This window comes from Frateuria sp. (genome assembly GCF_013362045.1).
Classification (GTDB): domain Bacteria; phylum Pseudomonadota; class Gammaproteobacteria; order Xanthomonadales; family Rhodanobacteraceae; genus Frateuria_A.
Window position 1 is genome coordinate 1 of record NZ_JABFWW010000056.1, and the last position, 11,584, is coordinate 11,584.

The window sequence follows — 11,584 nt, forward strand, 5'->3', positions numbered from 1 at the left end:
TCGGGGGAGAGGGCTGGGGAGAGGGGGAGGCCCCGGCTTTGGCTCTGCTCTAATGAAAATCCCGCGACCGCACGTCCAGCTCCCCCAGCATCGGAGTCAGGTCTTCGAGCCCGCGTGCGATCAAATGCTGCACGCCGTGCTGGCTTTCCAGGTGCCCTTCCACCGCGAGCAGGCGCGAGGCCAGCAGCACGCGTCGCTGGCGCAGCACCACGCGCCGCCAGATCACCACGTTGGTGAGGCCGTGCTCGTCCTCCAGCGTCACGAACACCACGCCGCTGGAGGTCTGCGGCTGTTGGCGCAGGGTGACCAGGCCGGCCACGCGCACGGGGCGGCCATTGGGCAGGGCGGGCAGCTCGTTGGAGGCGCGGTAGTTCCGCGCGCGCAGCCGCGGACGCAGCAGGCGCAGCGGATGCGGGCCGAGCGTGGTGCCGGTGAGCGCGTAGTCGGCGTGCAGGTCCTCGCCGCGCGTGGGCAGCGGCAGCGCGACCGCTTCGGTCTCCGGTGTGGCGGCGGGGAACAGCGGCAACTGCGGCTCCACCCCGGCGATCGCCCAGCGCGCGCGATGGCGGTGGCCGGCCAGGGCGCGCAGGGCGCCGGCGTCGGCGAGCAGGGCCTGGCCGCGGCGGTCGAGCCCGGCGCGCGCGCAGAGGTCGGCGACGTCGGTGAACGGGCGTTGCCCACGGGCGGCCATGACCTCTTCGGCGGTCGCTTTGGAGAAGCCGCGGATCAGGCGCAGGCCCATGCGGATGGCCGGCTGCAGACGCGAGTCGCGCTCCGGCTCCAGCGTGCAGTCCCACTCGCTGTGGCGTATGTCGATGGGCAGCGTGCGCACGCCGTGGCGGCGCGCGTCCTGCAGCAGCTGGTCGGGCGAGTAGAAGCCCATCGGCGCGGAGTTGATCAGCGCGCAGGCGAACGCCGCCGGCTCGTGGCATTTCAGCCAGCTGCTGACGTAGGCGAGCAGGGCGAAGCTGGCCGCGTGCGATTCGGGGAAGCCGTAGCTGCCGAAGCCCTTGATCTGCTCGAACAGGCGCTCGGCGAAATCGCGGGTGTAGCTGTTTTTCAGCATGCCGGCGACTAGTTTTTCGCGGTGGCGCTCGATATTGCCATGGCGTTTCCAGGCAGCCATCGAACGGCGAAGTTCGTCGGCTTCACCAGGCGTGTATTCGGCGGCATCCACGGCGATCTGCATCACCTGTTCCTGGAACAGCGGGACGCCCAGCGTGCGATCGAGGACGTTCCTGAAGGCATCCGATGGGTAATCGACCGGTTCCTCGCCATTCCGTCGCCGCAGGTAGGGATGCACCATGTCGCCCTGGATCGGACCCGGCCGCACGATCGCCACTTCGATCACCAGGTCGTAGAAGGTCCTGGGCTTGAGGCGCGGCAGCATGGCCATCTGCGCGCGCGACTCGATCTGGAACACGCCGATGGTGTCGGCGCGGCAGATCATGTCGTAGGTGTCCTTGTCGTCCTTATGCTCGTTGATGCCGGCAATGGTGTGGTCGCCGCGCCCGCTGCCGCGCAGCAGATCGAAGGTCTTGTGCAATGCCGTGAGCATGCCCAGCGCCAGGCAGTCGACCTTCAACATCCGCATCGTGTCCAGGTCGTCCTTGTTCCACTGGATCACCGTACGGCCGTCCATGGCGGCGTTCTCCACCGGCACCAGCGTCGAGAGCGGATGTTCGGAGATCATGAAACCGCCCGGATGCTGCGAAAGATGGCGCGGAAAGCCGATCAGCTGCACGGTGAGGGCGAGGACTTGCCGCATCAGCGGCGTGTCCGGATCGAACCCCCGTTCGCGAAGGCGGTCGAACGGAGGAACTTCGCCGCTCCAGCGATCCAGCGTGGCCGCCAGTTCGCCGGCCAGCTCGGGCGCCAGCCCCAGTGCCCGCGCCACATCCCGGATGGCGCCGCGGCCGCGGTATTCCGTCGCCACGGCAGTGAGCGCGGCGCGGTCGCGACCGTAGCGATCGAACACGTACTGCAATACTTCCTCGCGGCGCTCGTGCTCGAAATCGACATCGATATCGGGCGGCTCGTCGCGTTCGGCCGAAATGAAACGTTCGAATAGAAGCCGGGTCGTTTCAGGGTCGGCCTCGGTTATCCCCAACGCATAGCAGACCAGCGAATTGGCGGCCGAGCCGCGACCCTGGCAGAGAATGTTCTTGGATCGCGCGAAACGCACGATGTCGTGCACGGTGAGGAAGTAGGACTCGTACTGCTTGGTCCGGATCAGGGCCAGTTCGTGTTCGATCTGCTTGCGCGCCTTGTCCGGCACGGCGCCGGGCCAGCGCCAGCGAGCGCCTTCCTCGACCAGCTGGCGCAGCCAGGTGGCCGGGGTGTGGCCCTGCGGCACCAGCTCGTGCGGGTAGGTGTAGTCGAGTTCTTCCAGCCTGAACGTGCAGCGTTGCGCGATCGCCATGCTCTCGGCCAGAAGTTCGGACGGATAGATGGCCGCAAGCGCGCGGCGCGTGCGCAGGTGGCGCTCGCCGTTGGGAAACAGCCGGTGGCCGGCCTGCGCCACGGTGGTGTGGTGGCGGATCGCGGTCATCACGTCCTGCAGCGGGCGGCGGGCGCGCACGTGCATGTGCACGTCGCCGGCGGCGACCAGCGGCAGGGCCAGGCGTTCGCCCAGGGCGCGCAGTCCGGCCAGGCGCGCGTCGTCGTCGGGGCCGCGGTGCAGTTCGGCCGCCAGCCAGCAGCGGCCGGGAAAGCGCCCTTTCAGCCATGCGCCCTCGGCCTCGTCAGGCTCCGCGCCGGGCAGCCACAACGCGAGCAGGCCTTCGGTGCCGGCCAGGTCTTCGCGCCGCGATTCGTAGCTGCCCTTGGGCGCGCGCCGGCGCGCGGCGGTGATGAGCTGGCACAGCCGTGCGTAGCCTTGCTGGTTCTCGACCAGCAGCACGCATTTGGGGCCATCGGCGAACTGGAGTTCGCTGCCGACGATCAGCTTGATGCCGGTCCTGCGCGAGGCCTCCAGCGCACGCACGATGCCGGCGAGGGTGCACTCGTCGGTGATCGCCAAGGCGGCGTAGCCCTGCTCCTTCGCGCGCTCGAACAATTCGATGGCGCGCGAGGCGCCGCGCTGGAAGCTGAAGGCGGAGAGGCAGTGGAGTTCGGCGTAGGCGGGGAAGGGGTCAGGGCATTCGTTTGTCTGTTCGTTCGGCGCATCGCCTTTCTCGGGCATCTTGGCGAGCCCCGACTCCTCACCCCAGCCCTTTCCCTGCGGGAAAGAGGGAACCACGGGCGCGTTCATGCGAACCACCCGTGCAGCATGAAGCCCTCGCGCTCGCCGGCGGGGCGGAACACCCAGGCGCGCTGGCCCGCGGCGGTCTCGACGACGTAGTAGTCGCGGCGCACGTCGCCATCCCACCAGCCGCTTTCGACGCGCTCGGGGCCGGCCAGGATGCGAGAGACGCGCTCGCGCAGGGGGATCGGCTGGGGCAGCAGCCAGCCGGGGCGCGGCAGCGGCGGTGCGACGGCGCTTTCGCCGTGGTCGCGCCAGGCGCGTTCGGGGCGATGGTCGGCATGCACGGCCAGGCCATGCACGGCCCGGTCGCCCAGCCGCGCGCGCAGGCGTTCGCGCAGCTGTTCCCACGGCACCGCCTGTTGCGGGCGCACGTCGAACAGGTCGCGGCCGGCCGGCACGAACGGCGGCAGTTCGCGCGCGATCAGCTGCAGGGCGCGCACCGGCGCGGCCAGTTGCACGGGATCGAGCCGCCCACGCGCAAGCTCGAACAGCATGGCCGCATCGCGCTCGGGCGCGAGCAGGCCGACCGGCACCTCGGTGGCGGCGCCGCGCTCGTGTTCCAGCTTCAGTACGAAACGCTGCACGCCGCCGTCGCGGCCGGCGAGGTAGGCGGCGAGGTCGCCGGTCATGCGGCGCAGCGGGAACAGCAGCTGGCCGGTGGCGCCGACTTCGTAGTTGAACTCGATGCGCGATTCGAAGTGGTCCGGCGGCTGGTAGCAGACGAGTGGCGTAGCCAGCGCGCCGCTGAGGCGATCGAGCTGGTCGAGGGTGTCGCTGCCCACGCGGCGGCCCAGCGCCGCGCGCGGCAGCGCATAGACCTGGGCGAGCCGGCGCAGGCCCATGCGGCGCAGGCTGGTGGCCGCCTCGGGCGGCAGTCCCGCGCGTTCCACCGACAGCTGGCCGAGCGCCTGGCGCAGCGGTGCGTCGTGGGTGATCGCCAGGCCGTCGTGCACGCCGGCCAGCGCGCGGGCAGCCCAGGGGTTGGGCGCCAGGGCGATGCGGTGGCGGAAGCCGAGCGCGGCCAGCTCCTCGCGCATCAGCGCCTCCATCCGCGGCCACGGGCCGAACAGGCGGAAGCTCGCCTGCACCTCGATCAGCAGCGAGGCCGCCATCTGCCGGCTGACCTGCGCGCCGTAGCGATAGGCCCAGGCGGCGAGGAAGTCGTGCCAGCGCGCGGTTTCGGCGGCGTCATGCTCGACCGCGGCGAAGCGCGGGCAAATCGCCTGCGCGGTGGCCAGCGGCAGGCTGGCGCGCAGGCCTGCCGCCTTCGCCGCCGCGTTGGCCGCGCGCAGCACGCGCCGCTGCGCGGGACCGTCGATCAACACCAGCGGTTCGTCCGGCGTGGCGTGGCGACGCAGCACGCCGTCGAGCGCGAGCTGGGGCAACAGGATGCAGGCCCACAACATGCCGGTGCCCTCAGGCGCGATCCGATGCAGCCGCGTGCGGGCTGTCGGCGGCCGGCACGGGTGCCTCGCCCCGCGGCAACGGCCAAGGCAGCGGTTGCGCCGGGGGATTGCCGCCGCGGCATTTGAGCACGCGCAGGCGGGCGGGGTTGGTTTCCAGCGACAGGCGCAACGCCGCGGGCGAAGCATGTGCGGCGGCCGCGGCGGGACGCATCGCCAGCCCCAGGCACTGTCCGGTTTCGGCCGCCAGCTGCAGGCGGCGCAGCGTGCGGTCGTCGGCCTGCTGCAGCCAGCACAGCACGGCGGCGCAGGCGGCCGAGCGCAGGCACTGCTCCGTCGCCCACGGCACGTCGCGCGCATCGGCGCGCACGACTTGCAGCCGGTCGAGCCGTACGCCTGCGTTTGCCCATGCGCCTGGGAAAGGCAGATAGGGCGGGGCGACCAGTGCGACCAGCCGGCCGGCCCGGGTCAGTCGCGCCAGCGTGGGCCACAGCAGGGCTAGCTCGCCGATGCCGTCCAGCGGCAGCAGCACCTCGCTCAGCGCAGCCTCGGGCCAGCCGCCGCTGGGCAGCGCCGCGTCCAGCAGCGGGAAGCCGGTGGGCTGGCGCGAGGGTGCTCGCGCCTGCGGCTGGCCGCGCCAGAGGCGGCGGGCATCGAGCAGGCGGTCGAGGGCGACGATGGTGCTCATCGGCGCGTGCCCGGCATAGGGTGGACTTCAGACCCCCGTGGCGGCGCGGCGAAGCGAGGGGCCGGGGCCCGCCCCATGGGGCCAGATGCGATTGGGCCGCGGGCGGGCGGAACACGGTTTTCCAGGCTGGCCGTGGCCCGGAGGCGCCGGTGCCCGGCCCGGCCTGCAGGAGCGTTCATCAGCCGGGCCTCACCAGCCCAGCGAACAGCCCTTCGATGGCGAAGTCGGTGGCGCGTGGGTCCACTTCGATAGGGGCATGAGCCGGGTTGCGCGGCAGCAGGCGGACGCGGCCGGCCTTGCGCTCCAGCCGCTTGACGGTGAACTCGCCCTCCAGCCGGGCCACCACGGTCTGGCCGTGGCGCGCCTCGGGCGTGCGGTGCACGCCGATCAGGTCGCCGGGGAGGATGCCGTCCAGCAGCATCGACTCGCCGACCACTTCGAGCAGGTAGTCGGGGCGAAGCCGGAACAGCGAGGCGTCCAGCGCGACTTCCCGCTGCACCTGCGCATCCGAGCCGATCGGCCGGCCTGCCGCGACGCGGCCGAGCAACGGCACCTGCAACGTCTCGACCGCGGGAGGCCGGCGCAGGCGGATGCCGCGGGCCTGGCCGGGCACCAGCTCGACGTGGCCCTCGCGCGCCAGCGCCTCCAGGTGCAGCCGCGCGGAACGGTTCTGCTTGAGCCCCAGCGCCGCGGCGATCTGCAGCTGCGACGGCGGATAGCCGTGCGCCGCGATGTGCTCTCGCAGGTAATCGAGCAGGGCCTGACGGATCGGAGTCATGATTACTAATCTTAGTACATCGGGGTAGGTCGCGGCAGGGGGATGCTTTTGGCATCATTTCGTGAAGGGGAATCCGGCGGCTTGCCAAAGGCGTGAAGGCCCACGGGACTGCGATACGTCTGCGCAGGACTTCAGGCATGCAGGGGAAACTCATGGTGTCCGCTTTGCTGCTGGGCGTTGGTTTGCTGCTGGGTGCGCCCGCTGCAGGCACGAATGCGCCCGCTCCCCCCGCGGCCGCAACCATCCCCAACGACGCGTTGCCGACCCCGCAGTTTCGCCGCTATGGCAGCGTCAACGGCCTGCCCAGCAGCCTGGTCTACGCCGCGGTGCAGGCGCCTGACGGCACCATGTGGTTCGGCACCAAGAACGGCATTGCCCGCTTCGACGGCGTGGAGTTCAAGACCTACCGCCACGTCGCCGGCGATCCCGGGTCGCTCTATGGCAACGGCATTTCCTCGCTGCTGATCGACACGCAGGGCCGGCTGTGGGCGGCCGGGCTGGACGCAGGCCTGAACCTCTTCGACGCCGCCAGCGACACGTTCCGGCACTGGGCCCACGACCCGGCCGATCCGGCCAGCCTGGTCAGCGAGAAGGTCTGGGCACTGGCGCAGACCGCCGACGGCAGCCTGTGGGTGGGTACCCGCTACGGGCTGGACCGGATGCGCGTGGACGGCCATTTCGAGCACGTGGTCAATCCGCTGCTCGGCACCCGGCCGGGCGACTTCGGCGAAGTGGCCTCGCTCTATGTCGACCCGCACCAGCGGTTGTGGGCCGGCAGCAGCCACGGCCTGTTCCGGCGCGACCCGGACGGCAGCTGGCACCGCGTGCTGCCGGCCGATCCGCAGCAGACGGTGGATGCGTGGCGCATCGACGGCAACGGCGAGGAAGTGCGCATCGCCACCGTGCGCGGGCTGCTCGTCGTGGGTGCCGATGGCCTGGCGCACCGTTTCGCCGCAAGCCAGCTGCCCGATACCAACGTGATGGTCAGCACCCGCGACCATGACGGACGGTTGTGGATCGGCACCCAGCGCGGGCTGTTCCTGCAGCAGCGGCCCGACGGACCGGTGATCCCGGTGATGGACCGGCCGGTGCTCTACGGCAACCTGCCCGGCACCTGGGTGTGGCAGCTCTACGTCGACCGCGAGGGCGGCCTGTGGGTGACCATGCTCGACGGCGGCGTGGCCTACCTCGCGCCGGGCTGGTACGGCTTCAGCCGCTACACGCACATCCCGGACGATCCTTCCAGCCTGCGCGACTCGGTGGCCACCACGATGGCGCGCGGGCGCGACCGTCGGCACGTCTGGGTGGGCGAGCGCAGCGGCCGCGTGGACCGGCTCGATCCCTCCACCGGCGCCGTCGAGCACGTGCTCTCGGACCTGCGTGGCGACGTGCTCGGCATGACCGAGAGCGATGGCGACAAGCTGTGGGTGGCGGTGCAGGGGGCGCTCTACCGCACCCACGGCAAACAGGTTGATCGCGTGGATCCCGACGGCAGGATGATCCGCCACCCGCTGGAGGTCGAACCCGGTCCCGACCATCGCCTGTACGTGCGCACCTTCGGCGAGGGCCTGTTCCGGGTCGATCCGGACACCCTGGCGGTCGCCCCGGTGCCGATGCGCCACGCCGACGACAAGGCGCTGTGGGGCGCGCAGATGACGCTGAACGACCGCGGCGAGTTCTACTATGCCAGCGAAGGCGGCCTGATGCGGCTGGATGCTGCCCACAGCTTCTTCGAGCCGGTGCCCGGCGGCCCCACCGGCGTCTCGGTGGAAGCCTTCAGCTTCTCGCCCGACGGCCTGTGGCTGGCCACGCCCGACGGGCTGGAGCAGTACCGCTATCGCGGCGATGGCGTGGCGCTGGTACGCCGTGTGGACATGGCGCACGGCTGGCCCTCGGTGGGCGTGGTCGACATGCGCGTGGACGCGCGTGGGCGCGTGTGGATCTTCGGCAGCGGCGGCCTGTGGCGTTTCGATCCGGACAACGGCCGCTTCCGTTCGTTCGGCCTGCAGGATGGCCTGAGCAATACCGAATTCGCCCGCGGCTACGCGTTGATGCCCGACGGCAACCTCTATGCGCCGACGCTGGGCGGCGTGGTCGCCTTCAATCCCGACCGCGTATGCGAGCAGGCGACCGTGCCGCAGCTGGCGCTGACCCGCGTGCGGGTGCGTCGCCGTGGCCACCTGGTTGACCTGCCGCTGGGTCCGGGCCCGATCGAGGTGGACTGGCGCGACCGCGAACTCGGCATCGAGGCACGGGTGTTCTCCTACGTCGATTCGTCCGCCAACCGTTACCGGTTCCGGCTCGACGGGCTGGACAGCACCTGGGTGGATGTCGACAGCCGCGGCGAGCGCGAATTCGCCGGCCTGGGCGCCGGCGACTACTCGCTCAGGGTGATGGCGGCCGGCGCCGGCGGCGCCTGGGCGCATCTGGCCGCGCCCTTGCGCATCCATGTCGAAGCGCCGCCGTGGGCACGCTGGTGGGCCTGGCTGACCTATGCCATCACCCTCGCGCTGGCCGTCTGGCTGGTGCTGTGGGTGTGGCGCCGGCGCATCGTGCAACGCCACCGCATCGCCCTGGCCGAGCAGCAGCGCAGCCTGGCCGAGGAGGCGAGCGCCGCCAAGACGCAGTTCCTGGCCACCTTGAGCCACGAGATCCGCACGCCGATGACCGGCGTGATGGGCATGGCCGAGTTGCTGCTGACCACCCCGCTTCGGCCCGAGCAGCGTGAATACACCCTGGCCATGCAGCGCTCCGGCGGCATGCTGCTCAAGCTGCTCAGCGACGCGCTGGACGTCGCACGCATCGAAGCGGGCCGTCTCAACCTGGAGCCGGCGCCGTTCGATCCGCGCCAGCTGGTCGACGACGTGGCGCAGTTGCAGGTCGGCCATGCCCAGGCCAAGCACCTGGGCTTCCTGGTGGAACTGGCCGACGACCTGCCGCCGCGGGTGGTCGGCGACGCGGTGCGCATCAAGCAGGTGCTGCTCAACCTCACCCACAACGCGCTCAAGTTCACCGAGTACGGCAGCGTCAGGCTGCGCGCGGAACGGTGCAGCGACGGCCTGGTCTTCAGCATCACCGACACCGGCCCGGGCATCCCCGAGTCCGCGCAGGCGCGGCTGTTCCAGCGCTTCGAACAGGTCGACGGCCCGCAGCGTCGCGCCGGCACCGGGCTGGGGCTGGCGATCTGCCGCGAACTGGTCGGCATGATGGGCGGCAGCATCGAACTGCAATCGCGCCTGGCGCACGGCACCACCTTCCGCGTACGGCTGCCGCTGCAGGTGTCCGAAGGTCCCGCTCCCACCGGCCATGCGCCGATCGGGCATCCGTTGCACGTGCTGCTGGTCGAAGACGACGCCATCGTCGCCGCAGTGATCCGCGGCCAGCTCGAGCGCCAGCGCCATCGCGTCTGCTACGTCGCCAACGGCCTGGGCGCGCTGGCCGAACTGGAGCAGTCGTGCTTCGACGCGCTGCTGCTTGACCTGGACCTGCCCGGCGTGGACGGCTTCCAGATCGCCCGCCTGATCCGCCAGCGCGAGGAACCCGGCCAGCGCCTGCCGATCATCGCGATCACCGCCCGCTCCGCCGGCGACGAGGAGGCGCGCGCGCTGGATGCAGGCATGGATGCGTTCCTGCGCAAGCCGTTCACCGGCGAGGACCTGGCCGAAGTCTTCGCGCAACTGGTGCCCGAAGCGGTTGCCTTCGAAGTGGGCGCTTTCGCCGATGGAGAGGGCGCATAACCGACGCAGCAGCGGCCGCGCGGCTTTCACGCACGCCAGTGCGGAAACTTGTGCCCGGTGACGCCATCGGGATCATGGGAAAGGACGATCCCACGGCAGCGTTCGAAACCGGCTTGGTGAGCGGACGAAGGCCGGCGCCATTCCCTGCCACCCAAGATGCCTCGCCATGAAGTCTTCGAAAGCACTCGATCTGGATGCCGTCAAAGCCTTCGTCCTCACCGCCGATCTGCAGAGCTTCACGCGCGCGGCAGAGGCCCTGTCGACCACGCAATCGGCCATCAGCCTCAAGCTGCGACGACTGGAGGAACAACTGGGTCGGCGGCTGCTGGAGCGCACGCCGCGGCAGGTGCGGCTGTCCGCGGAAGGCGCGTTGTTCCTCGAGGCTGCCCGTTCGCTGGTCGGTGCGCACGAGCGGGCGGTGGCGTCGTTCCAGGTCGAGCGGCGCCGGCTCACCGTCGGCATCAGCCAGCTCATCGTCGGCAGCGAACTGCCGGCGTTGCTGCGCCACATGAGCGAGCACGATCCGCGCCTGCTGCTGGAACTGCGCGTGGCGGGGTCGCGCGAGGTCATGCAGGCCTATGAGGAGGGCGCGCTCGATGCGGCCCTGGTGGTGCAGCCGGAGGGCCGGCGTGAGCAGGGCGAAACCCTCTACAAAGAGCAGTTCGCCTGGATCGGCGCCGTCGGCTGGCGGCCGCGGCAGGGCGAGCCCCTGCCGCTGTCGACCCAGGGTGAGGCCTGCTCCATCCGTGCCGCCGCCGTGCGTGCGCTGGACCAGGCCGGCGTGGCCTGGACCGAGGTCTTCATCGGCAAGGGCGCCGCGGTCCTTGGCGCTGCTGCCGCGGCCGGGCTCGCCATCGCGGTGCTCGCCCGGCGCGCGGCGCCGGGCGGTACCGTCGACCTGGGGCCGGTCCTGGGGCTGCCGCCGTTGCCCAGCCAGGACGTGGTGCTCCATACGGCGCTCAACGATCGCCGCTCACGCCAGGCCCTGCACGCGCTGGCCGGCGCGTTCAAGCAGCTGGCGCAGGGGTAGCCGGATCTAGTCGACCCGCTGCCACACCACCTCGCCGTGGGCCCCTTCCGGCGTGCCGCTGCTGGGCCTGGCGACGATGTAGGTGAGTCGGTCGCCGTCGCGGGTGTAGCTGGTCGTGCCGTCGCGGCCGTTCCAGTTCGGGAACGAGGCTTGCTCGATATGCGTGGTCATGTGGTCGCCCTGCATGGCGATGCTGCCGTAGTGCGCGTTCGTGTCCAGCGACGCGGCGCGGTATTCCCCGGGTGTTCCCCTGGACTTGTCGCCCGCGGCGAATGGCGTGCGCTTGGCGCGGGCGATCAGCATCATGTAGTGGCCTTGCGCGTCGATCATCCAACGGCCCTGCGGGTCGTGCCCGTAGAGTTCCACGCGGTGTCCGTCCGGATAGACGTTGTCGCAGCGCACCAGCTTCCACACGCCGACCAGCCAGCCGGGCACCGATGCCGACATCGCGCTGGCGGGAGCTGGCTTCGCCTGCGGCGACGCGTGCACCGTCGCGGTTGCCAGCATCAAGGCGGTGATGCCGGAAAGAACGAAGTTTCGATGGGCTCGCATGGTTATCCTCTCGGGTTGGGGGCACGCGCAGCCTAGTCGCCGGGCCAAGCCGGGCAACAGGAGGCAAAACCGTATTTCAGCGATGGCGGAATTAAATGGCTCGCCATCCGCCGGCCAGAAAAACAAAGCCCGCCGGAAGGGCGGGCTAA

At 70.8% G+C, this 11,584-nt stretch carries 7 protein-coding genes; 2 read left to right on the forward strand and 5 right to left on the reverse strand.

Annotation, left to right across the window (positions count from 1 at the left end; all coding sequences use genetic code 11):
* Positions 1-49: 49 nt before the first annotated feature.
* The 4 genes from HOQ08_RS02955 to lexA all read right to left on the reverse strand — a co-directional run bounded on the left by HOQ08_RS02955 (position 50) and on the right by lexA (position 6,116).
* Positions 50-3,184 carry an error-prone DNA polymerase gene (locus HOQ08_RS02955; protein WP_291191399.1) on the reverse strand — a complete coding sequence of 1,045 codons (3,135 nt, stop codon included), beginning with the start codon at positions 3,182-3,184 and terminating at the stop codon, positions 50-52.
* A 65-nt stretch (positions 3,185-3,249) separates the two neighbouring features.
* Positions 3,250-4,653 carry a DNA polymerase Y family protein gene (locus tag HOQ08_RS02960; RefSeq protein WP_291191382.1) on the reverse strand — a complete coding sequence of 468 codons (1,404 nt, stop codon included), beginning with the start codon at positions 4,651-4,653 and terminating at the stop codon, positions 3,250-3,252.
* 10 nt (positions 4,654-4,663) lie between these two features.
* Positions 4,664-5,338, reverse strand: a complete 675-nt coding sequence (imuA, locus tag HOQ08_RS02965; RefSeq protein ID WP_291191384.1) for a translesion DNA synthesis-associated protein ImuA — start codon at positions 5,336-5,338, stop codon at positions 4,664-4,666.
* Between the two features lie 178 nt (positions 5,339-5,516).
* On the reverse strand, positions 5,517-6,116 hold the full coding sequence (gene lexA / locus HOQ08_RS02970; protein ID WP_291191387.1) for a transcriptional repressor LexA: 600 nt from the start codon (positions 6,114-6,116) through the stop codon (positions 5,517-5,519).
* Between the two features lie 137 nt (positions 6,117-6,253).
* Between lexA and HOQ08_RS02975 the strand changes: the two genes are divergently transcribed.
* Positions 6,254-9,853, forward strand: a complete 3,600-nt coding sequence (locus tag HOQ08_RS02975; protein ID WP_291191390.1) for an ATP-binding protein — start codon at positions 6,254-6,256, stop codon at positions 9,851-9,853.
* 166 nt (positions 9,854-10,019) lie between these two features.
* A complete protein-coding gene (locus HOQ08_RS02980; RefSeq protein ID WP_291191393.1) occupies positions 10,020-10,883 on the forward strand; it encodes a LysR family transcriptional regulator in 864 nt (287 codons plus the stop codon).
* Between the two features lie 6 nt (positions 10,884-10,889).
* On the opposite strand, the gene HOQ08_RS02985 is transcribed toward HOQ08_RS02980, so the two are convergent.
* Positions 10,890-11,435 carry a lipocalin-like domain-containing protein gene (locus HOQ08_RS02985; RefSeq protein ID WP_291191396.1) on the reverse strand — a complete coding sequence of 182 codons (546 nt, stop codon included), beginning with the start codon at positions 11,433-11,435 and terminating at the stop codon, positions 10,890-10,892.
* Positions 11,436-11,584: the final 149 nt, after the last annotated feature.

Excerpts from the sequence above, each read along its gene's own strand:
- HOQ08_RS02955 (WP_291191399.1), bottom strand. The coding sequence starts at position 3,184 with ATGCCCGAGAAAGGCGATGCGCCGAACGAACAGACAAACGAATGCCCT.
- HOQ08_RS02960 (WP_291191382.1), bottom strand. The coding sequence starts at position 4,653 with ATGTTGTGGGCCTGCATCCTGTTGCCCCAGCTCGCGCTCGACGGCGTG.
- imuA (WP_291191384.1), bottom strand. The coding sequence starts at position 5,338 with ATGAGCACCATCGTCGCCCTCGACCGCCTGCTCGATGCCCGCCGCCTC.
- lexA (WP_291191387.1), bottom strand. The coding sequence starts at position 6,116 with ATGACTCCGATCCGTCAGGCCCTGCTCGATTACCTGCGAGAGCACATC.
- HOQ08_RS02975 (WP_291191390.1), top strand. The coding sequence starts at position 6,254 with ATGCAGGGGAAACTCATGGTGTCCGCTTTGCTGCTGGGCGTTGGTTTG.
- HOQ08_RS02980 (WP_291191393.1), top strand. The coding sequence starts at position 10,020 with ATGAAGTCTTCGAAAGCACTCGATCTGGATGCCGTCAAAGCCTTCGTC.
- HOQ08_RS02985 (WP_291191396.1), bottom strand. The coding sequence starts at position 11,435 with ATGCGAGCCCATCGAAACTTCGTTCTTTCCGGCATCACCGCCTTGATG.